Annotated in this window: 25 protein-coding genes and 1 pseudogene; 16 read left to right on the top strand and 10 right to left on the bottom strand. The window is 71.2% G+C overall.

All coding sequences use genetic code 11. The annotated features are described in order from the left end of the window. Positions 1–45: 45 nt before the first annotated feature. Positions 46–1,323 (bottom strand): uracil-xanthine permease family protein, encoded by a 1,278-nt coding sequence (locus ACRAWB_RS03115; protein ID WP_431352019.1) that lies wholly within the window; start codon positions 1,321–1,323, stop codon positions 46–48. A 118-nt stretch (positions 1,324–1,441) separates the two neighbouring features. Here ACRAWB_RS03115 and ACRAWB_RS03120 point away from each other — a divergent pair, with 118 nt between their 5' ends. The 5 genes and pseudogenes from ACRAWB_RS03120 (at position 1,442) to ACRAWB_RS03140 (ending at position 7,053) form a co-directional block, all read left to right on the top strand. Next, positions 1,442–2,890 (top strand): NCS2 family permease, encoded by a 1,449-nt coding sequence (locus ACRAWB_RS03120; protein ID WP_431352696.1) that lies wholly within the window; start codon positions 1,442–1,444, stop codon positions 2,888–2,890. Between the two features lie 76 nt (positions 2,891–2,966). After that, a complete protein-coding gene (locus tag ACRAWB_RS03125; protein ID WP_431352020.1) occupies positions 2,967–3,260 on the top strand; it encodes a hypothetical protein in 294 nt (97 codons plus the stop codon). 187 nt (positions 3,261–3,447) lie between these two features. Next, a pseudogene (gene trmB, locus ACRAWB_RS03130) lies at positions 3,448–3,965 on the top strand (tRNA (guanosine(46)-N7)-methyltransferase TrmB). A gap of 21 nt (positions 3,966–3,986) precedes the next feature. Continuing rightward, positions 3,987–5,366 carry an aldehyde dehydrogenase family protein gene (locus ACRAWB_RS03135; protein ID WP_431352021.1) on the top strand — a complete coding sequence of 460 codons (1,380 nt, stop codon included), beginning with the start codon at positions 3,987–3,989 and terminating at the stop codon, positions 5,364–5,366. Positions 5,367–5,541: 175 nt separating this feature from the next. Then, positions 5,542–7,053 (top strand): aspartate ammonia-lyase, encoded by a 1,512-nt coding sequence (locus ACRAWB_RS03140; RefSeq protein ID WP_431352697.1) that lies wholly within the window; start codon positions 5,542–5,544, stop codon positions 7,051–7,053. 4 nt (positions 7,054–7,057) lie between these two features. Here ACRAWB_RS03140 and ACRAWB_RS03145 read toward each other — a convergent pair whose 3' ends face one another. The 5 genes from ACRAWB_RS03145 to ACRAWB_RS03165 all read right to left on the bottom strand — a co-directional run bounded on the left by ACRAWB_RS03145 (position 7,058) and on the right by ACRAWB_RS03165 (position 11,573). Next, complete coding sequence (locus ACRAWB_RS03145; protein ID WP_431352022.1) at positions 7,058–7,342, bottom strand: hypothetical protein; 285 nt, start codon at positions 7,340–7,342, stop codon at positions 7,058–7,060. A gap of 61 nt (positions 7,343–7,403) precedes the next feature. Continuing rightward, positions 7,404–8,318, bottom strand: coding sequence for an alpha/beta fold hydrolase (locus tag ACRAWB_RS03150; protein WP_431352023.1), 915 nt, complete (start codon positions 8,316–8,318; stop codon positions 7,404–7,406). A 36-nt stretch (positions 8,319–8,354) separates the two neighbouring features. Next, the gene (locus ACRAWB_RS03155; protein WP_431352024.1) at positions 8,355–9,230 is read right to left on the bottom strand and encodes a fumarylacetoacetate hydrolase family protein; all 876 of its coding nucleotides are present in this window, start codon (positions 9,228–9,230) and stop codon (positions 8,355–8,357) included. A 36-nt stretch (positions 9,231–9,266) separates the two neighbouring features. Then, entirely contained in the window at positions 9,267–10,031 is a 765-nt protein-coding gene (locus ACRAWB_RS03160) for a glycosyltransferase family 2 protein (RefSeq protein WP_431352025.1), read from the bottom strand. Between the two features lie 9 nt (positions 10,032–10,040). Further along, entirely contained in the window at positions 10,041–11,573 is a 1,533-nt protein-coding gene (locus tag ACRAWB_RS03165; RefSeq protein ID WP_431352026.1) for an AlkA N-terminal domain-containing protein, read from the bottom strand. 76 nt (positions 11,574–11,649) lie between these two features. Here ACRAWB_RS03165 and ACRAWB_RS03170 point away from each other — a divergent pair, with 76 nt between their 5' ends. Together ACRAWB_RS03170 and ACRAWB_RS03175 are read left to right on the top strand one after the other, a co-directional pair. Continuing rightward, positions 11,650–13,044, top strand: coding sequence for an FAD-binding oxidoreductase (locus tag ACRAWB_RS03170; RefSeq protein ID WP_431352027.1), 1,395 nt, complete (start codon positions 11,650–11,652; stop codon positions 13,042–13,044). Positions 13,045–13,231: 187 nt separating this feature from the next. Further along, the gene (locus tag ACRAWB_RS03175; protein WP_064111564.1) at positions 13,232–13,606 is read left to right on the top strand and encodes an FKBP-type peptidyl-prolyl cis-trans isomerase; all 375 of its coding nucleotides are present in this window, start codon (positions 13,232–13,234) and stop codon (positions 13,604–13,606) included. A gap of 67 nt (positions 13,607–13,673) precedes the next feature. Here ACRAWB_RS03175 and ACRAWB_RS03180 read toward each other — a convergent pair whose 3' ends face one another. Next, on the bottom strand, positions 13,674–14,114 hold the full coding sequence (locus ACRAWB_RS03180; RefSeq protein ID WP_431352028.1) for a carboxymuconolactone decarboxylase family protein: 441 nt from the start codon (positions 14,112–14,114) through the stop codon (positions 13,674–13,676). Between the two features lie 126 nt (positions 14,115–14,240). On the opposite strand from ACRAWB_RS03180, the gene ACRAWB_RS03185 reads away from it, so the two are divergent. From ACRAWB_RS03185 to ACRAWB_RS03210, 6 genes are all read left to right on the top strand, one after another. Further along, positions 14,241–15,650, top strand: coding sequence for a PLP-dependent aminotransferase family protein (locus ACRAWB_RS03185; RefSeq protein ID WP_431352698.1), 1,410 nt, complete (start codon positions 14,241–14,243; stop codon positions 15,648–15,650). A 7-nt stretch (positions 15,651–15,657) separates the two neighbouring features. Further along, positions 15,658–16,269, top strand: coding sequence for a TetR family transcriptional regulator (locus tag ACRAWB_RS03190; protein ID WP_431352029.1), 612 nt, complete (start codon positions 15,658–15,660; stop codon positions 16,267–16,269). A 40-nt stretch (positions 16,270–16,309) separates the two neighbouring features. Further along, entirely contained in the window at positions 16,310–17,077 is a 768-nt protein-coding gene (locus ACRAWB_RS03195) for a VOC family protein (RefSeq protein WP_431352030.1), read from the top strand. A 122-nt stretch (positions 17,078–17,199) separates the two neighbouring features. After that, entirely contained in the window at positions 17,200–17,469 is a 270-nt protein-coding gene (gene rpsO / locus ACRAWB_RS03200; RefSeq protein WP_090036365.1) for a 30S ribosomal protein S15, read from the top strand. A 165-nt stretch (positions 17,470–17,634) separates the two neighbouring features. Further along, entirely contained in the window at positions 17,635–18,966 is a 1,332-nt protein-coding gene (locus ACRAWB_RS03205) for a family 43 glycosylhydrolase (protein ID WP_431352031.1), read from the top strand. Continuing rightward, a complete protein-coding gene (locus ACRAWB_RS03210; protein WP_431352032.1) occupies positions 18,897–19,493 on the top strand; it encodes a hypothetical protein in 597 nt (198 codons plus the stop codon). The genes ACRAWB_RS03205 and ACRAWB_RS03210 overlap by 70 nt, the downstream gene beginning before the upstream one ends. Positions 19,494–19,517: 24 nt before the next feature. Here the strand turns inward: ACRAWB_RS03210 and ACRAWB_RS03215 are convergent, their stop codons facing one another. Together ACRAWB_RS03215 and ACRAWB_RS03220 are read right to left on the bottom strand one after the other, a co-directional pair. Further along, positions 19,518–19,685 (bottom strand): multidrug transporter, encoded by a 168-nt coding sequence (locus ACRAWB_RS03215; protein ID WP_431352033.1) that lies wholly within the window; start codon positions 19,683–19,685, stop codon positions 19,518–19,520. A 26-nt stretch (positions 19,686–19,711) separates the two neighbouring features. Next, positions 19,712–20,923 carry a low temperature requirement protein A gene (locus ACRAWB_RS03220; RefSeq protein WP_431352034.1) on the bottom strand — a complete coding sequence of 404 codons (1,212 nt, stop codon included), beginning with the start codon at positions 20,921–20,923 and terminating at the stop codon, positions 19,712–19,714. An 18-nt stretch (positions 20,924–20,941) separates the two neighbouring features. Here ACRAWB_RS03220 and ACRAWB_RS03225 point away from each other — a divergent pair, with 18 nt between their 5' ends. From ACRAWB_RS03225 to ACRAWB_RS03235, 3 genes are all read left to right on the top strand, one after another. Beyond that, the gene (locus tag ACRAWB_RS03225; protein ID WP_431352035.1) at positions 20,942–21,358 is read left to right on the top strand and encodes a VanZ family protein; all 417 of its coding nucleotides are present in this window, start codon (positions 20,942–20,944) and stop codon (positions 21,356–21,358) included. An 18-nt stretch (positions 21,359–21,376) separates the two neighbouring features. Then, entirely contained in the window at positions 21,377–22,135 is a 759-nt protein-coding gene (locus ACRAWB_RS03230) for a fructosamine kinase family protein (protein WP_431352699.1), read from the top strand. Between the two features lie 282 nt (positions 22,136–22,417). After that, complete coding sequence (locus tag ACRAWB_RS03235) at positions 22,418–24,706, top strand: polyribonucleotide nucleotidyltransferase (protein ID WP_431352036.1); 2,289 nt, start codon at positions 22,418–22,420, stop codon at positions 24,704–24,706. Positions 24,707–24,757: 51 nt separating this feature from the next. Here the strand turns inward: ACRAWB_RS03235 and ACRAWB_RS03240 are convergent, their stop codons facing one another. Continuing rightward, positions 24,758–25,222 carry an Lrp/AsnC family transcriptional regulator gene (locus ACRAWB_RS03240; protein WP_431352037.1) on the bottom strand — a complete coding sequence of 155 codons (465 nt, stop codon included), beginning with the start codon at positions 25,220–25,222 and terminating at the stop codon, positions 24,758–24,760. Between the last annotated feature and the right edge of the window lie 134 nt (positions 25,223–25,356).

Consider the following 25,356-nt stretch of genomic DNA (forward strand, 5'->3'; position numbering starts at 1 on the left):
CGTGCCGGACAGCACCTACGAGCAATTCGCGGTGGAGCGCGGGACTCAGTCCGTCCCGCGCGCCCGCCCGATCGCGTTCATCACGTGGTAGACGACGATCGCGGCGATGGCGCCGAGCGCGATCCCGTTGAAGGTCAGCTGGCCGAGGTTGAGCGTGAAGTCGCCGATGCCGATGATGAGCGCGGTCGCGGCCGTGAACTGATTCTTCGGCTTCGAGAAGTCGACCTTGTTGTCCAGCCAGATCTTCACGCCGATGATGCCGATGAGGCCGTACAGCGCCGTCGTCACGCCGCCGAGGACGCCGGCCGGGATCGTGTTGATCACGGCGCCGACCTTGGGGGAGAGGCCGAGCAGGATCGCCACGATGCCCGCGACCCAGTACGCCGCCGTCGAGTAGACGCGGGTCGCCGCCATGACGCCGATGTTCTCGCCGTACGTCGTCGTGCCCGAGCCGCCGAAGAAACCGGCGACCGTGGTCGCGACGCCGTCGGCGAAGAGCGCGCGGCCCGTGAGGCGGTTGACCGCGGGGTCGGTGAGCTGCGCGACGCCGCGGATGTGGCCGACGTTCTCGGCGATCAGCACGAGCACGACGGGGAGGAACGCGGGCAGGATGCCCCACGTCGCGGCGGGCGCCGTGAACGGGTTGGCCGGCAGGGTGAACTGCGGCAGGCCGATCCACGCCGCCTTCGCGACGCCGCTGAAGTCGACCTGGCCGACGATCACGGCGAAGACGTAGCCGACCGCGACGCCGAGGAAGATCGACAGGCGCCCCAGCATCCCGCGGAACAGCACGGTGCACAGGATGACGGCGGCCAGCGTCACGAGCGCGGTCACGGGCGCCTTCGCGAAGTTGGCGCCGGCGGCGGGCGCCAGGTTGAAACCGATGAGCGCGACGATCGCACCGGCGACCACCGGAGGCATCAGGCCGTCGATCCACTTGGTGCCGGTCCCGATGACGATCAGGCCGACGATCGCGAGCAGGAGGCCCGTGATCAGGATGCCGAACAGCGCCGACGGCATCCCGTGCGCCTTCGTCGCCGCCACGATCGGGACGATGAAGGCGAACGACGAGCCGAGGTAGCTCGGCAGCCGGTTGCCGGTGATGACGAGGAAGAGCAGCGTCCCGACGCCGGAGAACAGCAGCGTCGTCGCGGGCGGGAAGCCGGTCAGCAGCGGCACCAGGAACGTCGCGCCGAACATCGCGACGACGTGCTGAGCGCCGAGACCGATCGTGCGCGGCCAGGTCAGCCGCTCGCCGGGCAGCACGATCTCGTGCGCCCCGACCTTCTTTCCGTCGCCGTGCAGTGTCCAGGGCAGAGCCATGCGTGTCCTCACCAGGGTTCGAGTCGGAATAGGCTGGTGTCTGCGCATTCGCGCAGTACCCGACGAAGCTGAACGCACGCCGGGTCACCGCTCACAAGATCCTAAACGGGAGTCAACCATTTCCGCTTCGACCAGCGCGCCCACGACGGCCAAGGGGCGCCTCGACCGCTTCTTCGAGATCAGCGCACGCGGCACCACCTGGGGCACCGAGGTGCGCGGCGGCGTCCTGACGTTCGTGACCATGGCGTACATCGTCATCCTCAACCCGCTCATCCTCGGCGGGACGAAGGATGTGGTGGGCCACACCCTGGGGACCACCCAGGTCGCCGCCGTGACCGCGCTCAGCGCCGGCGTGATGACCCTCCTCTTCGGCCTGATCGCGCGCCTGCCGTTCGCGTTCGCCGCCGGACTCGGCATCAACTCGTTCCTCGCCGTCAACGTGGTCAAGATCCTGACCTGGCAGGAGGCCATGGGCCTCGTCGTCATCAACGGCATCATCATCGTGTTGCTCTCGGCGACCGGCCTGCGCAAGCTGATCTTCAACGCGGTGCCCGCGCCGCTGAAGACGGCGATCACGGTCGGCATCGGCCTCTTCATCGCGTTCATCGGCTTCGTCGACTCCGGCTTCGTCCGCACCACGACGCTCTCGTCGCCGCCGGTGCAGCTGGGCGAGGCGGGCTCGATCGCGACCCTCCCGACCATCACCTTCCTCATCGCGCTGGTCATCATGGGCGTGCTCATGGCGCGCAAGGTCAAGGGCGCGCTCCTCATCGGCATCGTGGCGGCGACCGTCGTCGCGATCATCGGCGAGGCGATCTGGCACGTCGGCCCCTCGATGGGCAAGAACCCGGCCGGCTGGAACCTCACCGTCCCGCAGCTGCCCACTTCCCTCGTCTCGCTGCCCGACCTCAGCCTGGTCGGGCAGGTCGACCTGTTCGGCGCTTTCGGCCGCATCGGCGCGCTGGCCGCGATCATGCTGATCTTCACGCTCGTCTTCACCAACTTCTTCGATGCCATGGGCTCGATGACCGGCCTGGCTCGCAGCGCTGGGCTCGCGAACGAGGACGGCACCTTCCCGCGCCTGCAGTCGGCGCTGATCGTCGAGGGCGTCGGCGCGATCGTCGGCGGTGGCACCTCGTCCTCGTCGAACACCGTCTTCGTCGAGTCCGCGTCGGGCATCGGCGAGGGCGCGAAGACCGGTTTCGCGAGCGTCGTCACCGGCGTGCTGTTCCTGCTCGCGATGTTCTTCACGCCGCTCACGCAGGTCGTCCCGCTCGAGGTCGCGGCGGCGGCGCTGGTCGTCGTCGGTGCGCTCATGGTCGTGCAGATCCGCCACATCGACATGAGCGAGTTCTCGGTCGTGCTGCCGGTGTTCCTGACGATCATCGTCATGCCGCTGACGTACTCGATCGCGAACGGCATCGGCGTCGGCTTCATCAGCTGGGTGCTCATCCGCTCGCTCGCCGGCAAGGCGCGCGAGATCAGCCCGCTGCTGTGGGTGGTCGCCGCCGGCTTCCTGATCTACTTCGCGCGCGGCCCGATCGAGGGCCTGCTCGGCCAGGTCTGATCCTCGGGTCAACGTCAGGGTGGAATCGGGGGTTATCCGGATGGCCGCCGGTTCCGCCCGACGCTTGACTGGATCCATGACCACCACCACCAGTAACCCGAACCTCACCGCCGTCCCCGACCGCACCCTCAGCATCACCAGCTTCGCGCTCGGAATCGCGTCCATCGCCTTCGGCTGGACCCTCATCGCACCCATCGCAGGACTCGTCGTCGGCGTGATGGCGCTGAACCGGGAGCCGGCCGGCCGCACCTTCGCGATCTGGGGCATCGTGCTCAACGCGGTCATGCTCGCGGGTGTCGCGATCGGCCTGCTGTTCGCCGTCGTCGGGCTCGGGATCGGGCTGGCGGCCCTGCCGTTCGCCTGGCTCTGAGCCGGGTTTGAGATGATGGGGGGATGGAACCATCCCCCTCGTCCGGCCGCGCAGCTTCGTCGTCCGGGGCCGCAAGACCGAGGCGCAGTCCCGCGCTATCGACGAGCTCTGGCCCACATTCGGGCTGGAGTTCGACGGATCGCCGCTCGACCTCGACGCGGCTTTCGGTCGCACGGCCCCGCGCGTCGTGGAGATCGGCTTCGGCAACGGCGAGAACCTGCTGACCTTGGCCGAGCGGCACCCCGACCGCGACTTCCTCGGCATCGAAGTGCACGGCGCGGGCATCGGCCGCGTGCTCGGCGCGATGCGCGACCGGGGGCTGACCAACATCCGGATCGTCCGGCACGACGCGGTCGAGGTCTTCGAGAAGGGCTTCCCGCCGGCTCGGTCGACGAGATCCTGATCTTCTTCCCCGACCCCTGGCCGAAGGCCCGCCACCACCGGCGCCGCCTCATCCAGCCGGAGGTCGCCACGCTCCTCGCCCGCACCCTCGCCCCCGAGGGCGTGCTGCGGCTCGCCACCGACTGGGAGCCGTACGCCGAGCACATGATCGAGGTGCTGGACGCCGAGCCCGCCCTGGTCAACGTCGCCGGCGCCGAGCACTTCATCCCGCGTCCGGACGATCGCCCGGTCACCAAGTTCGAGCGCCGCGGCGAGCGCCTCGGCCACGCCATCTTCGACCTCGCCTACCGCCCCGCCCGCTGACCACATCCCTAGGATGGGCGCATGACGCACGCCACGGTCGACGAGCTCCGGTCCGCTTTCGACGGAGGGCTCACCAAGCCGCTCGCCTGGCGGCTCGCCCAGCTGCGCGCGTTGCGCCGCATGCTCACCGAGCGCGGCTCGGAGTTCGAGGACGCACTGCACGCCGACCTCGCCAAGAACCCGACCGAGTCGCAGATCGCCGAGCTCGGCTTCGTCGTGGGCGATCTCGACCACACGGTGAAGCGCCTGCGCCGCTGGCTGCGTCCCCGCCGCGTCTCGGTGCCGGGTGCCCTGCTGCCCGCCCGGGCGTACACCATCCTGGAGCCGGTCGGCGTCGTGCTGGTCATCGCGCCGTGGAACTATCCCGTCCAGCTGCTGCTCGCCCCGCTCGTCGGCGCCCTGGCCGCAGGCAACGCCGTCGTGCTCAAGCCCAGCGAGCTCGCTCCCGCGACCTCGGCCGCCATGGCCCGGCTCATCCCCGAATACCTCGACTCGCGGGCCGTCGCGGTCGTCGAGGGCGGCGTGGAGGAGACCACCGACCTGCTCGCCCAGCGTTTCGACCACATCTTCTACACCGGGAACGGACGCGTCGGCCGCATCGTCGCGAAGGCCGCGGCGGAGCACCTGACCCCGGTGACCCTGGAGCTCGGCGGCAAGTCGCCGGTGTACGTGGACCGCACGGTGGACGTCGCGGCGGCCGCCCGCCGGATCGCGTGGGGCAAGTTCATGAATGCCGGCCAGACCTGCGTCGCGCCGGACTACGTGCTCGCCGACCGTGACGTGGCACCCCGCCTGGCGACCGCACTGCGCGAGGCCGTGCGCGAGCTGTACGGCGACGACCCGTCGCAGAGCCCCGACTACGGCCGCATCGTCAACGACCGCCAGTTCGAGCGCCTGACCGGGATGCTCGGCTCCGGCACCACGGCCGTCGGCGGCGACCACGACGCCGTCACCCGCTACCTCGCGCCGACCGTCCTGACGGACGTCGCGCCCGATTCGCCCGCGATGGCGGAGGAGATCTTCGGCCCGATCCTCCCCATCCTGCCGGTCGACGGGGTGGACGACGCGATCCGGTTCATCCGGTCCGGGGACAAGCCGCTCGCCCTCTACGTCTTCACGTCGAGCGCCCGTACCCGCCGCCGCATCCTGACCGAGACCAGTTCGGGCGCGGTCGGCTTCGGCGTCCCAGCCGCGCACCTGGCGGTGGCCGGCCTGCCCTTCGGCGGGGTGGGGGAGAGCGGCGCGGGGGCGTATCACGGGGAGCGTTCGCTGCGGACGTTCAGCCATGAGAAGGCGGTGCTCAGCAAGCCGCTGAGCCCCGACACCCTCCAGCTGATCTACCCGCCGTACACCGAGTCCAAGGACCGCTTCGCGCGCGGTCTGCTGCGCAAGCTGGGCTGATCGACATCGTGTACACGGACGCTCGGGATGCCGGACAGTGAGTCCATCGGACGGCGCTGACCCGGGGGTAGGCTCGGCACTGCCGGAGGCCACGAACTCCCGGCGACAGAAGCATGCCAACGCACGACGAGAGGCAACGGTGCCAACCGTGAACCCGACAGCAACCATCCCCGTGGTGACCGACGCGTCCGAGAACGTGTCGGACGTCCCCGCATCCAGCAGCGAGGGACGCCCCACCCGCACCGAGACCGACTCGCTCGGCGCGCGCGAGATCCCCGCCGAAGCGTACTGGGGCATCCACACGTCCCGCGCGCTCGAGAACTTCCCGATCGCGAAGCGGCCCATCTCGGTCTACCCCGACCTCATCGTCGCGCTCGCCAGCGTCAAGCAGGCCGCGGCCCGGGCCAACCTCGAGATCGGCGTGCTGGAGCCTCATAAGGCCGAACTGATCGACCGCGCCTGCCAGATCATCATCGACGGCGGCTTTCACGACCAGTTCGTCGTCGGCGTGATGCAGGGCGGCGCAGGCACCTCCACGAACATGAACGCCAACGAGGTCATCGCGAACATCGCGCTGGAGCTCGACGGCCACCCGAAGGGCGACTACGCCCACCTCCACCCGATCGACGACGTCAACCGCAGCCAGAGCACCAACGACACGTACCCGACGGCGATCAAGATCGGCCTCACCTTCGCGCTCGGGCACCTGCTCGACGAGCTGGCGCTGTTGCGCGACTCGTTCGCGCACAAGGCCGAGGAGTTCCGCAACATCCTCAAGGTCGGCCGCACGCAGCTCCAGGATGCGGTGCCGATGACCCTGGGGCAGGAGTTCCACGGCTTCGCGACCACGCTGACCGAGGACCACGCCCGCCTCACCGAGACGAAGTGGCTCCTCGCCGAGATCAACCTCGGCGCGACCGCGATCGGCACCGGCATCACCGCCGACCCGGGCTACGCAGCGGCGGCCGTCCGCCACCTGAACGCGATCACCGGACTCAACCTCGAGACCGCTCCCGACCTCATCGAGTCGACGAGCGATGCCGGCGCGTTCATGTCGTTCTCCGGGTCGCTCAAGCGCAGCGCGATCAAGCTGTCGAAGATCTGCAACGACCTGCGGCTGCTGTCCTCCGGACCGCAGGCGGGCCTGGGCGAGATCAACCTCCCGGCGCGCCAGGCCGGCTCCAGCATCATGCCCGGCAAGGTGAACCCGGTCATCCCGGAGGTCGTCAACCAGGTCGCCTTCTCGGTCGCCGGCGCGGACGTCACGGTCACCATGGCGGCGGAGGGCGGCCAGCTGCAGCTCAACGCGTTCGAGCCCGTCATCGCGCACTCCCTGCTCCAGAGCATCACGTGGATGGCGCAGGCCTTCCACACCCTCCGAATCAACTGCGTCGACGGCATCACCGCCAATGAGGAGCGACTGGGCGCGATGGTCGGCTCGTCGGTCGGCGTGATCACGGCGCTCACCCCGCACATCGGCTACGCGGCCGCCGCGGCGCTCGCGAAGTCGGCGCTGCTGACCGGCCACAACGTCGCCGACCTGGTGGTCGAAGCGAAGCTGATGAGCCGCGAGCAGGTCACCCGACTGCTGTCGCCGGCGCGCTTGAGCGGTCTCGAGACGATCACCACGGCCATCCCCGTGGTCGAGGCGGACGCGATCGCGGAGGCACGCCAGGAGGGCGAGTAGCCGACTATTCGGGCAGCTGCGGACCCTGCTCGCCGGGCTCCGTGCCGGTGATCTCGTCCGTGCTCACCGGCACGGTGCCGACGTACATGTAGACCGCCTCCGGCGGGGTGTCGCGGCTGTGGGAGAAGGTGTAGACGTCCAGGACGGCGGCGCCTCCCAGCGAGGACGGCACGCGGACGCGCGACGGGGGCGCGTCGCCGAGGGACGGCACGGTGAGCACGGTCTCCCCGCCGTCCTCTGCGATCAGCACGCAACGGAGCATCGAGGACCCTGAGTGCTCGTAGGTCATGTGGAGAAGGTTATGCCCCGCCGGGCCCTCCTCGCGATCCCCCGAGGGTGGGACCGCCCGTTCAGTCCGTCTCCCGCGCCTCCGCCTCGCGGAACAACGCGATCATGTCGCGCCCGAGCTGGTGCGGTGCCGTCTCGCACGGGCTGTGCCCCGTGCGGTAGACCGCGAGCCGCGCCCGCAGCGCTTTCGCGTTGGCGGCGTGCAGGTGCGTCGGCCACAGGTCGTGGTCGCCCGTCGCGACGAGGATCGGGATGCCCGTCGCCGCGACCCGGCCGCGCACGTCCGGGACGTTCTTCATCAGCCCGACGATGTCGTCCACGCTGGAGCGGCGTGTCAGCGCGAACCGCGAACGGACGAACGCGAGACGGCTGTCGGACACCCGGTTCTTGTTCGTCGTGATGCCCCAGATCATGAGGGACGCGCCGATGTGCGGCGTTGCCACCCAGCTCAGCGGGCCGATGATCCGCACGCCGCGGAACGACTGCCCCGGCTCCGGCGGCGCGGTCAGCAGCGTCAGCGAGCGGAACAGCTCGGGATGCGTCACCAGCGCGAGCTGCGCCAGGATGCCCGCGAACGAGTAACCGAGCACGTGCGCGGGTCCGCCGTCGCGCAGGAAGGCCACCACATCCCCGGTCAGCAGCGGGTAGGTGTACTTCTCACCAGCCGCGGGCCCGGCATCGGCGGACTCGTACTGCCCGGCGAGGTCGAAGCTCTGCACGTAGTACCCGGCGGCGACCAGGATGGGCGCGAGCAGGTAGAAGTCCTCCTTGGAGCCGGTCACGCCCGGGATGAGCACGACGCGCGGGTCCTCCGGGTCGCCGAGCGCCGCGACGGCGAGCTCGCCGCTCGGCGCCGCGAACCGCGAGAACACCGTCCCGACCGGCGCGATCGACCAGTCGATATCGGGCAGCGCTGCGTCGAGGCGCTGGGCCTCGTCGTCGCCGCCCGTGACGGGTCGCCGCTCTCCGATGGACACGAGGCTACGCTAGACCACCGCGTGCCCCGCCGCGCGTCATGTGACGCGGCAGAAGGTGGTGAGGGACCCGATCCCGCCGATGGAGACGGTGACGGTCGACCGGTCGTGCAGGAAGACCGGTGGAGTTCGCGAGTAGCCCGCGCCGCCCGGGCTGCCGGTCGAGATCAGGGTGCCGGGCGGGATGGTCGCCGAGCGGGACAGGAACTCGATCAGCTCAGGGACGCTGCGCACCATGTCGGCGGTGGAGGCGTCCTGCAGGATCGCGCCGTCGACGTTGGTGGTGAGCCAGAGGTCCTGCGGGTCGGGGATCTCGTCGGCCGTGACGACGACGGGACCGGTCGGCGTGAAGCCGTCGAACGACTTGCAGCGCGCCCACTGCGCCTCCGAGAACTGCAGGTCGCGGGCCGTGATGTCGTTGACCACGGTGTAGCCCCAGACGAAGTCGAGGGCGTCGCGGACGGGGACGTTGCGTGCGGGCCTGCCGATGATGACGCCGAGCTCGGCCTCGTAGTCGACCTGGGTCGAGAGGTCGGCGGGCCACGAGGTGGTGTTCCCGTGGCCGGTGAGGGAGTTGGGCCAGAGGTTGAAGACGGTCGCCGCCTTCTCGGTGCGCAGCTTCAGCTCGGACGCGTGCGCGGCGTAGTTCGCGCCGATCGCGATGACGTGGGGCGGGCGCAGCACGGCCGACGCGTGCCGCAGGCCGTGGACCGGCGGCAGCTCGACGCCGGAGGCCTCCGCCTCGGCCACGACGCCGCGCACCTCGGCCAGCCCCTCGTCGCCGCGCTCGATCAGCTCCTGGAGGTCTCGCGGCGGCCGGTCCATCACCTGGTCGAGGAAGAGGGCGCCGTCTCCGAGGACGGCGGCCAGGCGGGGATGGGGATCGGCGACGTTGCTGAGGTGCGAGAATCTCACCGATCTAGGCTATCGGGGTCCGTGGTCGCAGCCGAATCAGGCGATGGCGCCCGGCACTCCGCGCTCTTCTTCGCGCGCCCGACGGCGCCGCGCGGTGCGTCGGCGCCACGGGGATTGCTCCGGCAGGTGCATCGCGAGCGTGGTGTACGCCCAGTGCAGACGCCGCCCGAAGCCGCTCCAGGTGGAGAACGGACGGGCCGAGATCCCGACCGTGAGCCGGTCGTCGTAGCGGACGACCGTGGCGAGGTCGAGGTGGAAGGCCAGGTCCAGGTCGTCGTGGATGTCCGTCCGGTCGCGGTGCACGCGCGTCCGGGCATCCCGCCACACCTCGCGGCGCATCGCGAAGTTGGAGCCGAAGATCGGCGGGTTGCCGAGCCACAGCTCCATCGACCAGAAGTAGCCGCCGATGTACAGCACCTGGCCGAGTCCGGAGACCACCGCGTTGCCGTCGTAGAACACCCCGCGCCCGGTGAGGACACCGACTTCGGGGGAGTCGACCAGCTCCGCCTCGATGTGCAGCAGCCAATCGGCCGGGGGCCGGGAGTCCGCGTCGAGCCGGGCGATGATGTCGCCGGTGGCGGCGTCGTAGCCCGCCGAGGCTGCCGGCCAGATGCCGCGTGTCGGCTGCTCGACGACGCGGGCTCCCGCCGCGCGGGCGACCGCGGCCGTGTCGTCAGTGCTCCCGTTGTCGACGACGATGATCTCGTCCGCCGGTCGCAGTTGCGCCGCGAGCTCGGCCAGACAGCGGGCGAGCATTTCGGCGTCGTCCAGCACGGGGATCACGACCGACACTGTGGGCACGTACGGATCCTACGTGCTCAGGCTCCGCCACAGATGGAGCCCGGCGTAGCTGCGCCACGGCGCCCAGCGCTTTCCGTACTCCGCGAGGGCCCGCGGCTCGGCGGGGAGGCCCAGCCGGGCGGCTCCCTGCCGGAGCGCGAGGTCGCCGGTGAGCAGGATGTCGGGGCTGCCGAGCACCCGCAGGGCGATGTATCCGGCCGTCCATGGTCCGATGCCGGGGAGCGCGAGCAGGCGCTGTTCAAGGTCGTCGCGGGACTCGCCGACGTCGATCGTGAGGCTGCCGTCCGCCAGCGCCTGCGCGGCGCCGACGAACGCGTCGATGCGCTTCGCCGGCCCGCGCAGCACCTCCCGGCCATGCTCGGCGATCGCGGCGGCGGTCGGGAAGAGGCGCGTGAGGGAGGCGTCCCCGCCGGGCACGACGAGGTCGACCGGTTCTCCGAGCGCGTCCGTCAGCCGGGTCAGCGCGGTGCGCGCGGCCGCGACCGACACCTGTTGCCCGATGAGCGCGCGGAAGACGATCTCGTCCGCGTCCACCGCGCCGGGCAGCCGCAGGCCGGGGCGCGCGGCCACGCTCGGCGCGAGCGCCGGGTCGGCGGCGAGGGCCGCGTCGATCGCCTCGGCGTCGGCGTCCAGATCGAGCAGCCGCCGGACGCGGGCGACCAGCGGTGCGAGGTCCGCGACGTCGGCGAGCGCGGCGTCGCACTGCACGGCCGGCGCGTCCGGTGTCCCGGTGGGGGTGAGGCGGACCGCAGCCGGGCCGTGCGGGAGGCGCAGGGCACGGGCGTAACCGGATCCGGTCGCGTCCTCCACTCCGCTGATCGCGCGGGCGCCCAGGAACCCGAACACCGACTCCGCGTCGAACGGCGCCCGAGCGGGCAGCCGCAGGCTCAGGGTCACGGCGCCCTCCGCTCGGTGAGCACCGGTGGCGGGGGAGCGGCGGGCGGACGCACGGAGCGCGCCGGGCGTGAGCCGGTAGACCTCCGCGATCGTCTCGTTGAACTGGCGGACGCTGTTGAACCCGGCGGCGAACGCCACGTCGGTGATCGGCAGGTCGCTGCCGACGAGGAGCAGCCGCGCCGTCTGCGCGCGGTGGGCGCGGGCGAGCGCGAGGGGACCGGCGCCGAGCTCCGCGGTGAGCACGCGGCCGAGGTGCCGCGGCGTGTAGCCCAGCCGGTGAGCGAGCCCGGGGACGCCCTCCCGTTCGACCGTGCCGTCGGCGATGAGCCGCATCGCGCGGGCGGCGAGGTCGTCCCGCACGTTCCACTCGGGTGACCCGGGAACGGCGTCCGGCAGGCAGCGCTTGCACGCCCGAAGACCGGCCTCGTGGGCGGCGGCCGCGGTCAGGTAGAAGGTGACGTTGCCCGGCTTCGGTGTGACCGCCGGGCAGCTCGGGCGGCAGTAGATGCCGGTGGAGTGGACACCGGTGATGAACTGGCCGTCGAACCGCGCGTCCCTGGCGCTCATCGAGCGGTACCGCTCGGCGAACACGGGGTCAGCGAGCTTCGCCTCGCCGGCGACGGTCGTGCGCTCGTTCGTGGTCATGCCTCCATCCTGACGCCGGCCGCCGACATCCGATAGCGGAAATCGGACATGACCGCGGGACGGCTAGCCTGAGGGCATGGACGTTCTCGACTGGCTTTCGGCTGCGCTCGGCGAGGAGGCCCTTGCGGAGGGCGTGCTCACGACCGACCCCGCGCTGCTCGACGCCGCGCGCACCGACCGCTCCGGCTGGGTCGCGCCCGGCACGCCGCGCGCCATCGTGACCGCACGGTCCGTCGAGCACGTGCAGGCGACGCTGCGGGCGGCGAGCGAGTTCCGCGTCCCCGTCGTCCCGCGGGGTGCGGGCACCGGACTCGCGGGCGGCGCCAACGGCACAGAAGGTTCGCTGGTGCTGGACGTGTCCGGGATGAACCGCATCCTCGAGATCTCGGCAGAGGACCAGCTCGCCGTCGTCCAGCCGGGCGTCATCAACAGCGACCTCAATGCGGCGCTGGAGCCGTTCGGCCTGTTCTTCGCGCCCGACCCGGCCAGCAAGGCGATCTCCACGGTCGGCGGCAACATCGCGACCAATGCCGGCGGCCTGCTCTGCGCGAAGTACGGCGTGACCCGGGAGGCGGTGCTCGGCCTCACCGTGGTGCTCGCGGACGGGCGCATCGTCCGCACCGGGCACCGCACGGTCAAAGGCGTGACCGGCTACGACCTGACCGCCTTGTTCGTCGGCTCGGAGGGCACCCTCGGCGTGATCGTCGAGGCGACCGTGCGCGTCCAGCCGATCCCGCCGGGCGAGCCGGTCACCCTCGGCGCCCTGTTCCCGGACGTCCGGGCGGCCGCCGAGGCCTCCGCCAGGATCACCGCCGCGCAGCTCCGCCCGGCCGTCATGGAACTTCTCGACGCCCCGGCGCTGGAGCGCATCGCCGCCTACCTCGGCGAGGAGCGCATCCGGGAGGCCTTCGGCGCCAGCAGCGGCGCGGCCTACCTCATGGTGCAGTTCGACGGCGCCACGGCGGCGGTGGATGCGGCGGCCGCGGGCGAGCTGCTGGCGGAGACCGGCGGAACGGTCCGCGTCGCCGCCGACGCCGAGGAGGGCGAGCGCCTGCTCGCGCTGCGCCGCGCGTTCCACCCCGCCCTCGCGTCCAGCGGGGAGGTGCTGATCGAGGACGTCGCGGTGCCGCGCTCGCGCATGCCCGAGATGTTCGCGGCGATCGAGCGCATCTCGGCGAAGTACGGCATCCCGATCCCGACCGTGGCGCACGCCGGCGACGGCAACCTCCACCCCAACTTCGTCTACAGCGGCGACGAGGTGCCGCAGGCGGTGTGGGATGCGGCCAACGATCTGTTCCGGACCGCCATCGAGCTCGGCGGCACGCTCACCGGCGAGCACGGCGTCGGCGTGCTGAAGCGCCGCTGGCTCGCGGACGAGGTCGGGCCTGACTCCTACGAGTTGCAGGTGAAGCTCAAGTCGGTGTTCGATCCGCTCGGCATCCTCAACCCGGGCAAGGTCTTCGGCGCCTGAGCGCCGGCGAAACCACCCCTTAACGGACTCGACCCCCGGTGGTGCGGCGATGCCTGCAGCTCTCCCGGGGGAACGAGTTATGGCTTAAAGGATGCCCCCGGCTCGCAACGAGCGCAACCCTCAATCCACGGTGCGCGGTCAGCGAACGGGGTTTCCCGAATCGCGCCGCTCGCGGTTGGATGGGGTCATGGCAGAGAACACCAACCAGAAGCCCGAAGTCGACGCCCCCGAGGGTCCCGCCCCCGAGACCCTGGAGATCGTCGACATCGTCGAGGGCACCGGCCCGGAGGCGACCCCCGGCTCCAAGGTCGACGTGCACTACCTCGGCGTCGAGTACGAGACCGGCGAGGAGTTCGACTCCTCGTGGAGCCGCGGGCAGTCGATCAACTTCCCCCTGAACAACCTCATCAAGGGCTGGCAGGACGGCATCCCGGGCATGAAGGTCGGCGGGCGCCGCAAGCTCACCGTTCCGCCCGCGCAGGCCTACGGTCCGGCCGGCGGTGGTCACCCGTTGTCGGGAAAGACCCTGATCTTCGTGATCGACCTGCTCGGCGTCAGCTGAGCCGCCTTCCTCGCGAACAGAAGCGCTCCCTCGGATCGGTCCGAGGGAGCGCTTCGTCGTTCGGCCTTCAGAGTGCGGCCGGCTCCATCCGGGTCGGGATGGCGATCCGGTTCCACACGTTGATGGTGGCGATGGCGAGCAGCAGGTTGGCGAGGCCGTCGTCGCCGAACTCCGCGAGCGCCCGCCCGTACAGGTCGTCGGACACGCCGTCCTCGTGGATGAGCGTGACCGCCTCCGTCAGCTCGAGCGCCACCCGCTCGCGGTCGGTGAACCACGGCGACTCGCGCCAGGTGGTGACGGCGAACACCTTGCGCAGCGGCACCCCGCGGCCCTGCAGGTCGACCGAGTGCATGTCGACGCAGTAGGTGCAGCCGTTGATCTGGGACGCGCGCAGCTTGATGAGGTCGCCCAGGGGCTCCTCGACGACGCCGCCGACGTAGCCGTCGAGGTTGACGACCTTGCGGTAGCCCTCCGGGGCGATGGACGGGATCTGGATTCGTTCTGTCATGACCCCTACGCTAGGAAGCGGATCGGCTCGGTGTAAGCGCCAATCCGACGGAATCCGACCAGACCATTCGGGAGCATCCTGGACCTCCACGTCGCCATCGGCGGTCGCGGCGACCGCGCCGACCGCATCTACCGCCAGCTGCGGGATGCTGTGCTCGACGGCCGCCTGCGCCGCGGCGAGCGGCTGCCCGCCACCCGCGAGCTCGCGGAGCGTTTGCAGGTCTCGCGCTCCACGGTCTCGACCGCGTACGAGCGGCTGACCGCCGAGGGCTACCTGGAAGCGCGGGTCGGCGCCGGCACGTTCGTCGCCTACACCGCCGCCCCTGCCGCCGACGCCCGCCCGCCGCGCCGCCGCAGCGTCGCGCGCCCCGCTCCGGCCTGGCGCGGCCTGGACGACCCGCTCTGGACCGAGCCGCGCGCGATCGCCTACGACTTCAGCATCGGCTCACCGGATCCCGCCCTTTTCCCGCTCGACGCCTGGCGCGGCTACGTGGCCGCCGAGCTGCGCGGCGGCTTCCTCCGATCGTCCGGGTACGGCGACCCTGCGGGCGCCGAGCGGCTGCGCGCCGGGATCGCGCGCCACCTCGGCGTCTCCCGCTCGGTGGAGGCGGGACCGGCGGACGTGGTGGTCACCAGCGGCGCTCAGCAGGCGTTCGACCTCCTCGCCCGCGTGCTGCTGCGCCCGGGCGACGCGGTCGCGATGGAGGACCCGGGCTACCCGCCGGTCCGTCAGCTGTTCGAGCTGGCCGGCGCGCGCGTCCTGCCGGTGTCGGTGGACGAGCAGGGGCTCCGGGTGGACCTGCTGCCGCCCGCACGGCTCGTGTACGTGACGCCGTCGCACCAGTTCCCGCTCGGCGGCGTGCTGCCGCTGGAGCGCAGGGTCGCGCTGCTGGAGTGGGCGGCGCGCCACGACGCCGTCGTCGTGGAGGACGACTACGACAGCGAGTTCCGCTTCGGCGCGCGTCCGCTCGATCCGCTGCAGCGGCTGGATGCGGACGGTCGCGTGGTCTACGTCGGCACCTTCTCGAAGACCATGGCCCCCGCCCTCCGCCTGGGCTTCGTGATCGCACCGCCCGCCCTGCTCGCGGCGATCCGCCACGCCAAGCGGCTGACGGACTGGCACAACGACACCGTGACGCAGCGGGCGATGGCGCGCCTGCTGGACTCGGGCGGCTTCGCACGGCATGTGCGCAGCGCGACCCGCGTCTACGCCGAGCGGCACGCCGTGCTGGAGGAGGCGGTCGGCGCTCTCGCGCCCGACCTGCGGCTGGTGCCGTCCGCCGCCGGGCTGCATCTGGCGGTGCTCCAGCACGAGCCGGGTTCGTTCGACGTCCGCCGCGTCGCCGAGCGCGCGGGAGTCGCGGGCGTCGCCGTGCAGCCGGTATCGCGATTCCGTGCGGCCGCGGAGGGAGGCCCGGACGGCCTGCTTCTCGGCTTCGGGGGCATCCCGGCGGCGCAGATCCCGGACGGGCTCCGCACCGTCGCCGAGGCGATCGCACGCGAGCGCGTCGGTCACGGCGACCATCCGGTGCCATGATCGAGGGATGACACCGGACGCCGACGCGGCACGCGCCGCGCCCGCACCCCGCCGTCGCGGGCGACCCGCCGACGTCGACCCCGAGCGCGTCGCCCTGCTCGCGCTCCGCCACTTCGACGAGCACGGGTACGAGCAGACGACGATGGACGACATCGCCGCCCTCGCAGGCATCGGCCGGCGGACGCTGTTCCGCTACTTCCCCAGCAAGCCCGCGCTGGTGTGGGGTGGCATCGGCCCGGTGGTCGAGCGGATGCACGCCGTGCTGGACGACCCGGCGGCCGACGCGTCCATCCGCGACGTGCTGGCCGACGCCGTCCGCTCGGCCCTCACGCTGCCGCCGGACGCCGAGGAGGCCACCCGTCGCCGTCTCGCTCTCATGGCCACGCATCCCGCGCTCATCGGGTTCGGACTCACCGCGATGGCGGCCCACCGCGATCTGATCGTCGGCTTCCTCGCCGACCGGCTGGGCGCCGATCCGGCCGGTCTCCGCGTCCAGGTGCTGGCCGACGTCCTCAGCTCGGCGAACTTCTCGGCCCTGCTCTGGTGGGCCCGCAACGACGACGGCCCGCCCGCGCCGATCGTGGTGGCGGCCCTCGACGAGGTGCTGCGCGGGATCTGAGCCTCGCGGCGGGCGCACCCGGGCGAGTAGCGTGGGCCGCATGCCGATCGAAGACGTGTTCCCGCACGGCACTCCCATCTGGGTGGACCTGCAGAGCCCCGACCAGCCCGCCGCCGCCACCTACTACCGCGAGCTGTTCGGCTGGGACGTCGGTCCGGCGCTCGCCGAGACCGGCCATTTCTCCCTCGCACGCGCTCGGGGCGTCGCGGTCGCCGCGCTCGGACCGCTCCCCGCCGAGGACGTGCCCACCATGTGGACGGTCTACTTCGCCGTCGACGACCTGCAGGCCGCGGCGGATGCCGCGCTCGCCGCCGGCGGCACGGTGCTGCTGGAACCGTCGGAGACGGTGCCGGGCATCCACCTGGCGATCGTCCAGGATCCTGCGGGCGCGGCCTTCGGTCTGTGGCAGCTGACCGACCAGAACGAGCCCTGGCTGCGCGACGAGCCGGGCGCGGTCGATTGGCTGGAGCTGGTCGCACCCGACCCCGCGTCGACGTTCGCGTTCTACGAGAGCGTGCTGGGCGTCGGCGTGAGCGAGATGCGCGTGGGGGACGAGCCGTACGGCCTCTTCGACGTCGGGGACACCAGCGTCGCCGGCGCCTACCGGTCGGATGGCGCCGATCCCGCCGAATGGCTGGTGTACTTCAACGTCGCCGACCTCGACGCGGCCGTGGTGCGCGCGACGGAGCTCGGCGGAACGCTGCGCACCGAGCCGAACGCCGCGGCGGGCGTCGGCCGCTGGGCCGAGGTCGTCGACCCGCAGGGCGCCGTGTTCGCCCTCCTCGAGCCCGAGCCCGAGCCCGTCTGAGCGCGCCGTGGCACCCGGCGGCTCTGGTAGACTCTTCCAGTTGCCGTCGAACGGCCGCGGATCAAGAGAGCCCAGGCATACGGCCCCGGGCACCGCGCAACGAGCAGAAAGGGGATCCCTCTATGGCGCTGGATGCAGACACCAAGAAGGCGATCATCGAAGAGTACGCTACCCACCCCGGTGACACCGGATCCCCCGAGGTCCAGGTCGCGATCCTGACCAAGCGGATCAAGGATCTCACCGAGCACCTCAAGGAGCACAAGCACGACCACCACTCGCGTCGTGGCCTGCTTCTGCTGGTCGGTCAGCGTCGCCGTCTGCTGGGCTACCTGGCGGACATCGACATCAGCCGCTACCGCTCGCTCATCGAGCGTCTGGGGCTGCGCCGATAAAAGGCGAGTGTCGATAATTCGACCGCGAACTTCTTCACAACGGGCCGTCACCTTCGGGTGGCGGCCCGTTCTGTTTGCGCGCATTCGCCCGCGCTGACCCTTGGCAGCGGCTTTACAGCGCTGTAGCGTGTGACGCACGCCACGACTCGAAGGGGAGTTCTCGTCATGCGTCAAAGGTCAAAGCCGATCCTCGCCGCGCTTACAGCGCTGGCGCTGGCCGTCAGCATTCCAGCCCTCGCCGCCCCGGCAGCGGCGGCTCCGTCTGCCGCACCGGCATCTGCCGCCGGCGCCACCTACAGCAATCCGCTCGATCTCGAACTCGGCGGCGGCAAGAGGGCTGAGCAGTGCGCCGATCCCGACGTGATCCGCTCCCAGAGCCCATCGGATCCCGCCTGGTACCTCTACTGCACCCGCGACGTCATCGACTCGTCCCTGCGCAACCCGGACGGCTCGCTCGTCTTCTCGAGCATCCCGACCTACCGCTCCACCGACCTGGTGCACTGGACGTTCGTGCGCGAGGCGCTGCCCACCCGCCCCGCATGGATCGGCAACGGCGACATGTGGGCGCCCGACGTCGCATACGTGGGCGGCCGCTACCTGCTGTACTACACGGCGACGAACACGGTGACGCCGGGCGGCGGCTCGGCGATCGGCGTGGCGACGAGCGACAGCCCCGCCGGTCCCTGGACGGACTCCGGCGGCCCGGTCGTCGAGCCGATGCCGTCCCCGGGCAACACCGACCCGAACGACCGTCGCTGGGTCTACGACCCCGAGTTCCTTTCCGTCGGCGGCACGAACTACCTCTACTTCGGCAGCTACTACGGCGGCCTCTCGGTGCGCACGGTGAGCGCCGACGGTCTGCACTCCGACCCGGCCAGCCAGGTCCAGGTCGCCATCCCGAACCGCTACGAAGGCACCCACGTCATCCAGCACGGCGGCTACTTCTACCTGCTCGGCTCCGCGACCAACTGCTGCAACGGCCCGCTGACCGGGTACGGCGTCTTCGCGGGCCGCTCGACCTCGCCGACCGGCCCGTTCCTCGACCGGACCGGGGCGTCGTTCCTCGACTCCCGCGTCGGCGGCACTCCCGTGCTGCACCAGAACGGCAACCGCTGGGTCGGGCCGGGTCACGTGACCAGCACGGTCGACGCGGCCGGCCAGGAGTGGATGCTGTACCACGCGGTCGATCGCACCGACCCGTACGTCGCCGGCGCCGGCACCTACACCAAGCGGCCGGTGCTGATGGATCCGCTCGACTGGAAGGACGGCTGGCCGGTCGTCCGCGGGGAGCGGGGCCGTCCGACAGCCCGCAGCCCGCGCCGGTCGTCACGGCGGGTCAGCCCGCCGCCTATCACCCGGCGTTCGTCGGGCCGCTCGCGCGCGGGCCGAAGCTCCCCGCCTACTCCGACGAGTTCGGCGGCCACGCGATGGATCCGGCGTGGACGTGGATCCGCGACCCGGGCGCGTCCACCCGGTCCGTCTCGGGCGGGGTGCTGAACTGGCAGATGCAGGCGGCCGATCTCGGCCCGGATGCGGGCGCCGCCGGCCTGCCGGTGCGGGCCCTCCCGACCGGTGACTACACCGTCGAGACCCGCGTGAAGACGACGGTCCCGCGCGACGGCTGCTGCCAGAACTACGCCCAGGGCGGCCTGGTGATCTACCAGGACGACGCGAACTTCGTGAAGCTCGCGGTCACGTCCATCTGGGAGACCCGGCAGACCGAGTTCGGCAAGCGCGAGACGCCGGAGGGCCCGGGCTATCCGGCGTACGGCAACTCGGTCGGCGGACCCGTCGGCGAGTGGACGGTGCTGCGGCTGACCCGCACCCACACGGCGACCGAGAACGTCTACACCGCGACCACGAGCAAGGACGACGGGGCGACGTGGGACACCGCGGGCACCTGGACGACGCCGCTGACGGCGACCCCGCCACGGCTCGGTCTCGTGTCGATGGCGGCCGCCGGGTTCACGACGACGTTCGACTACGTCCGCGTGTACGGGGCGCCGCGCGGCCACAGCGGATAAGCAGCGGCGCCGGTGCGTCCGGGCTCAGCGGTCCTCGGGACCGGAGCCCGGGCGCACCGGCGCGTCGTCGCGGATGTCGATGCGGCTGCGGCCGTCCTCGCCCTCGGAGACGTCGATGCGCGGATCGGCGTCGCTCTCCTCGGCGCGGGGCGCGGTGGTCAGCTGGTCGGCGCGGTCGTCACGGTGGGTCATCTCCCGAGCCAACCGCGGCGCGCCCGTCAGGGCAAGGGCCGGGACGCGGTCGGCTCCTTCGTGCTCGACCGCGCCGCGAGCGCCCGGTCGATCAGCGTCGTGGCGACCAGGGCCGACGCGACCAGCGCGACGCCGATGGTGACGCCCACCAGCCCGAGGAACGGGGACGCCAGCGGCAGGAGCAGGACCAGCGCGATCGCGATGCCGGTCTTCAGCGGCCGGATGACGACCTCGTCCACGAGCGGGGCGTGCAGGATGTACAGCATCAGCAGGAAGACCGCCACCGGCACCGCGATCGAATACTCGACCGCCGTCTCCGACGCGTGCCCGTCCGCAGCCCCCGCCTGCACCGCGACCTCGAGCCCCGCCCCGAGCGCCGCGAGCGACGCGAACACGAAGTAGTGCCCGTACCCCCAGTAGAACGACCTCCCGCGCTTGCTGCTCAGCCCCTCGGCGGCCGGCTCCAGGAAGTACAGCCACCACAGTGCGAACAGCAGCACGAGGCCGGCCGAGGCGATCCAGACCAGGGAGGCCGAGAATCCACTCGTCGCCAACGCCTGCTGGACGCCGACCGCCGACGCCGACACCGACTCGCCGAGCACGATGATCGTGAACAGCCCGTAGCGCTCGGCGATGTGGTGCGGGTGCCACGACGTCATCCCGGTCCGCTCCGCCCATAGCGGCACTGCGAGCTCGAGCGCGGCGCCGAGGGGGAAGAGCCAGACGGCCGTGTGCGGAGGGAGGAAGCCCCACGCCACCCACAGCACCTGCACGAGCGCGATCCCGCCCGCATAACGGAACGCCGTGCGGCGGCCGGACGGGTCCTCGATGCCCGCGCGGAGCCACTGCCCGACCAGCGCCAGCCGCATGATGAGGTAGCCGACGATGATCGCCGTGAAGTCGTCCTCGTCGAACGCGGCAGGCACACCCGCGGCGAGCACCAGCACGCCGCCCATCTGAACGAGCGCCATCAGCCGGTACGGCACGTCGTCGGTGTCGTAGGCCGAGGCGAACCAGGTGAAGTTCATCCACGCCCACCAGATGGCGAAGAAGACCATGAAGTAGAACGGCAGCCGCGCGAGCACGTGCCCGCCCTCGCCGGCGTGCGCCAGCTGGCCGGCCACCTGGGCGATCGCGACCACGAAGGTGAGGTCGAACAACAGCTCCAACGGGCTGGAGACACGGTGCCGCTCGTCGGTGGAGCGCCCGGTCATCGGGATGCGGAACGCGCTGGTCATGTGCGCCAGCATAGGAGGATGCGCCGACGTGCCGTGCTGCCCATCCTGACCGCCGTCTACCTGCTTGCGGTCGCCGGCATCACGCTCGACCCGGTGCCCGGGAATCCAGCGGGCAACCCGCTCCTGCGCTCGCTGCTGCGCGCGGTGTCGGCCGTGCCGGGCCTCGGCTGGGTGGACTACGACGTGGCGGAGTTCACCGCCAACGTGCTGCTGTTCGTGCCGATGGGCCTGCTGTTCACGCTGCTGCTCGGGGTGTGGCGGTGGTGGCTGGCCGTTGCGATCGGCGTCTTCGCCACGCTGCTGATCGAGTTCACGCAGCGGTTCCTGCCCGCGCGGGTGAGCGACCCGCGCGACCTGCTCGCCAACACGCTCGGGACGCTGATCGGCGTCGCGATCGTCGCGCTGGTCGCCCGTCGCCGCCGGGCGCGGTCGTAGGGTGGCCGCGTGGAGACGGTGACCAAGGAGCGCGCGGACGCCCCCGAAGGGTTCTTCGAAGCGGAGGCCGCGGGGCTGAGGTGGCTCGGCGCGGCGGAAGCCGACGGGGGAGCGCGCGTCGTGCGCGTCGCGTCCGCCGGACCCGGATGGATCGAGCTGGAGCGCATCCACGAGGTCCGGCCGACCAGGGAGGCGGCGCGGACCTTCGGGGCGGCGCTCGCCGTGACCCACGCGGCGGGGGCGTCGGCGTTCGGCGCGCCACCGGACGGCTGGGACGGCCCGCTGTTCATCGGTCGGCGACCGCTGCCGATCGCCCACGAGACGAGCTGGGGACGCTTCTACGCGCGCGACCGCGTGCTCCCGTATCTCGACCTGGCGGTGGAGGCCGGCACGGTCACGCCACAGCAGCTGCCGGTGATCCGCGAGGCCGTCGACCGGGTGGACGCGGGGGAGTTCGACGACGACGAGCCGCCCGCGCGGATCCACGGCGACCTGTGGAACGGCAACCTGCTGTGGGACGCGCGCGGAGGCGTGCTCATCGACCCGGCGGCGCACGGCGGGCACCGCGAGACCGACCTGGCGATGCTGGCGCTGTTCGGTGCGCCGTTCCTCGACGACATCGCCGCCGGGTACGACGGTGCTCGGCCGCTCCGCGCGGGCTGGCGCGACCGCATCCCGCTGCACCAGCTCCACCCGCTCGCCGTGCACGCGGCCGGCCACGGGCCGTCCTATGGGCACGCGCTCGCCGACGCCGCGCGGGCGACCCTCGCCCTGTGATGGCCCCCGGCTGGTAGGATTGACGAGGTCGGCCGTGCGCCGACATTCCAACTCAATACCGAGAAGGAACCCGGAGCAGGCTGGCAGGAGCTGGTCCTCGGTGGTGGTATCCGGATGCGAATCGATCGCAACCGTGTATTTCTACTGATGGCCAGACGGGCTCAGCCCACGCACCCGCATGGGATGCCGCGTACACAGAACGTGTCGAACTGCCTGTTCCTGCTCCTTGGATGAAGTCGCGTCCACACGGGACCGCGACGTTAAACAAAGGAGACAGACCTCTTGGAAGGTCCTGAGATCAAGTTCGCCGAAGCCGTCCTCGACAACGGCCGCTTCGGCACCCGCACCGTCCGGTTCGAGACCGGACGCCTCGCCCAGCAGGCGCAGGGCGCCGTCGCCGCCTACCTCGACGAGGAGACCATGCTGCTGAGCGCGACCAGCGCCAGCAAGCACCCGAAGGACAACTTCGACTTCTTCCCGCTGACGGTGGACGTCGAGGAGCGTGCGTACGCAGCCGGAAAGATCCCCGGCTCGTTCTTCCGCCGCGAGGGTCGTCCCTCCACCGAGGCGATCCTCGTCTGCCGTCTGATCGACCGCCCCCTGCGCCCGTCGTTCGTCGACGGCCTCCGCAACGAGGTGCAGATCGTCATCACCGTCCTGAGCATCGCTCCGGACGAGTTCTACGACGCGCTCGCCATCAACGCGGCCAGCGCCTCCACGCAGATCTCCGGTCTGCCGTTCTCCGGCCCGATCGCCGGTGTGCGCCTCGCGCTCATCCCCGGCAACGGCCAGCACGAGGACCAGTGGATCGCGTTCCCGAAGGCTTCGCAGCTCGAGGAGGCCGTCTTCGACCTCGTCGTCGCGGGTCGCGTGCTCACCAACGAGGACGGCTCCGAGGGCGACGTCGCGATCATGATGGTCGAGGCCGAGGCCACCGAGAACAGCTGGAACCTCATCCAGGGCGGTGCCGTGAAGCCGAGCGAGGAGGTCGTCGCCCAGGGTCTGGAGGCGGCCAAGCCGTTCATCCGCGAGCTCGTGGGCGCGCAGAACGTGCTCGCGCAGCAGTCCGCGAAGGCGATCGCCGATTACCCGGTGTTCCTGCCCTACTCGCAGACCACCTACGACAACGTCGCCGGCCTCGCCTACGACGAGCTCGTGAACGTCTACCAGATCGCCGACAAGACCGAGCGCCAGAACGCCGACGACGCCCTCAAGGAGCGCGTCAAGGCCGCCCTCGCCGAGAAGGTGGAGGCGGGCGTCCTCGACCCCGAGGTCCTGACCCAGTTCTCCGCGGCGTACAAGTCCGTGTCGAAGGTCGTCATGCGCGGTCGCGTGCTGCGCGAGGGCATCCGCATCGACGGTCGAGGCCTGACCGACATCCGTCCGCTCGACGCCGAGGTGCAGGTCATCCCGCGCGTCCACGGTTCGGCGATCTTCCAGCGCGGCGAGACCCAGATCCTGGGCGTCACCACGCTGAACATGCTCAAGATGGAGCAGCAGATCGACTCGCTGTCGCCGGTCACCAAGAAGCGCTACCTGCACCACTACAACTTCCCGCCCTACTCGACCGGTGAGACCGGCCGCGTGGGCTCGCCGAAGCGTCGCGAGATCGGGCACGGCTTCCTCGCCGAGCGCGCGCTCGTGCCGGTGCTGCCGAGCCGCGAGGAGTTCCCGTACGCGATCCGTCAGGTGTCCGAGGCGCTGAGCTCCAACGGCTCCACCTCGATGGGCTCCGTCTGCGCGTCCACCCTGTCGCTGCTGAACGCCGGTGTGCCGCTGCGCGCCCCGGTCGCCGGCATCGCCATGGGCCTGATCTCCGACGTCGTCGACGGTGAGACCCGCTACGCGGCGCTCACCGACATCCTGGGCGCCGAGGACGCGCTCGGCGACATGGACTTCAAGGTCGCCGGTACCAGCGAGTTCGTCACCGCCATCCAGCTCGACACGAAGCTCGACGGCATCCCGTCGTCGGTGCTCGCCGGCGCGCTGACCCAGGCCAAGGACGCTCGCACCACCATCCTGAGCGTGCTCAACGCCGCGATCGACCGTCCGGACGAGATGGCCCCGACCGCGCCGCGCGTGATCTCGGTCCAGATCCCGGTCGACAAGATCGGCGAGCTGATCGGCCCGAAGGGCAAGACGATCAACGCCATCCAGGACGAGACCGGCGCCGAGATCTCCATCGAGGAGGACGGCACCGTCTACATCGGCGCCACCGACGGCCCCTCGGCCGAGGCGGCCCGCGCCCAGGTCAACGCGATCGCGAACCCCACCAACCCGGAGGTCGGCGAGCAGTTCCTCGGAACCGTCGTCAAGATCGCCGCGTTCGGTGCGTTCGTCTCGCTGCTCCCGGGCAAGGACGGCCTGCTGCACATCTCCGAGGTCCGCAAGCTCGCCGGTGGCAAGCGCGTGGAGAACGTGGAGGACGTGCTCGGGGTCGGCCAGAAGATCCTGGTCGAGATCACCAAGATCGACGACCGTGGAAAGCTGTCGCTCGCTCCGGTGATCGCCGAGGAGGGCGCCGAGGCTCCGGCCCAGACCGCCCCCGCGGAGGCTCCCGCCGAGGCGTAAGCACCTCGCACCCGAAGGCCGCGTCGACCCAGGTCGGCGCGGCCTTCGCGCTTAACTGTCGCGGGTGAGGAGCGGGCGGAGGCGGTAAGGGATGAGCTCGCCCATGTCGAGCGACGTCTCGGCGCGATCGACGCCCTCCGTGGACTGGATGATGCCGGTGATCCGGAACAGGTCCTCCGCGTCCACGCACACCACCCGCAGCAGCAGGTCCGACGGCCCGGAGAGGCCGTGCGCCTGCACGATCTCGGGGATCGCGGCCAGGCTCTCCACCACCTCCGCCAGCCGTTGCTGCTGCACGTGCACGTTGACGAAGGCCGCGAGCGGGTACCCCGCCAGGCGCGCCGAGATGCGCCGCTCGAACGACAGGAACGCGCCGCTGCGCTCCAGCTCGGCCACGCGCGCCTGCACGGTGTTGCGGCTGAGCCCGAGCCGGTCGGCGAGCGACACGTTCGTCGATCGCGGGTCGTCCGCGAGCGCCAGGAGGATGCGTCGGTCGGTGTTGTCGAAGCTGCGCATAGTGTGAAAAGTAGCAGGTCCCGGCGCGTGCGGATAGTGCACCCTGCACGGTCGACACGCCGATGGTTGTGCGCGCTGATCCGGGAGCGTAGCCTTCCCTCAATTCCGGCAAGGAGGCCGGAAGCCGGTCGCGC

It is taken from the genome of Leifsonia poae (genome assembly GCF_050632865.1).
Lineage (GTDB): Bacteria > Actinomycetota > Actinomycetes > Actinomycetales > Microbacteriaceae > Leifsonia > Leifsonia poae_B.

Excerpts from the sequence above, each read along its gene's own strand:
- ACRAWB_RS03115 (WP_431352019.1), bottom strand. The coding sequence starts at position 1,323 with ATGGCTCTGCCCTGGACACTGCACGGCGACGGAAAGAAGGTCGGGGCG.
- ACRAWB_RS03125 (WP_431352020.1), top strand. The coding sequence starts at position 2,967 with ATGACCACCACCACCAGTAACCCGAACCTCACCGCCGTCCCCGACCGC.
- ACRAWB_RS03135 (WP_431352021.1), top strand. The coding sequence starts at position 3,987 with ATGACGCACGCCACGGTCGACGAGCTCCGGTCCGCTTTCGACGGAGGG.
- ACRAWB_RS03145 (WP_431352022.1), bottom strand. The coding sequence starts at position 7,342 with ATGACCTACGAGCACTCAGGGTCCTCGATGCTCCGTTGCGTGCTGATC.
- ACRAWB_RS03165 (WP_431352026.1), bottom strand. The coding sequence starts at position 11,573 with ATGACCACGAACGAGCGCACGACCGTCGCCGGCGAGGCGAAGCTCGCT.
- ACRAWB_RS03170 (WP_431352027.1), top strand. The coding sequence starts at position 11,650 with ATGGACGTTCTCGACTGGCTTTCGGCTGCGCTCGGCGAGGAGGCCCTT.
- ACRAWB_RS03175 (WP_064111564.1), top strand. The coding sequence starts at position 13,232 with ATGGCAGAGAACACCAACCAGAAGCCCGAAGTCGACGCCCCCGAGGGT.
- ACRAWB_RS03180 (WP_431352028.1), bottom strand. The coding sequence starts at position 14,114 with ATGACAGAACGAATCCAGATCCCGTCCATCGCCCCGGAGGGCTACCGC.
- ACRAWB_RS03190 (WP_431352029.1), top strand. The coding sequence starts at position 15,658 with ATGACACCGGACGCCGACGCGGCACGCGCCGCGCCCGCACCCCGCCGT.
- ACRAWB_RS03195 (WP_431352030.1), top strand. The coding sequence starts at position 16,310 with ATGCCGATCGAAGACGTGTTCCCGCACGGCACTCCCATCTGGGTGGAC.
- rpsO (WP_090036365.1), top strand. The coding sequence starts at position 17,200 with ATGGCGCTGGATGCAGACACCAAGAAGGCGATCATCGAAGAGTACGCT.
- ACRAWB_RS03205 (WP_431352031.1), top strand. The coding sequence starts at position 17,635 with ATGCGTCAAAGGTCAAAGCCGATCCTCGCCGCGCTTACAGCGCTGGCG.
- ACRAWB_RS03210 (WP_431352032.1), top strand. The coding sequence starts at position 18,897 with ATGGATCCGGCGTGGACGTGGATCCGCGACCCGGGCGCGTCCACCCGG.
- ACRAWB_RS03215 (WP_431352033.1), bottom strand. The coding sequence starts at position 19,685 with ATGACCCACCGTGACGACCGCGCCGACCAGCTGACCACCGCGCCCCGC.
- ACRAWB_RS03220 (WP_431352034.1), bottom strand. The coding sequence starts at position 20,923 with ATGACCAGCGCGTTCCGCATCCCGATGACCGGGCGCTCCACCGACGAG.
- ACRAWB_RS03225 (WP_431352035.1), top strand. The coding sequence starts at position 20,942 with ATGCGCCGACGTGCCGTGCTGCCCATCCTGACCGCCGTCTACCTGCTT.
- ACRAWB_RS03240 (WP_431352037.1), bottom strand. The coding sequence starts at position 25,222 with ATGCGCAGCTTCGACAACACCGACCGACGCATCCTCCTGGCGCTCGCG.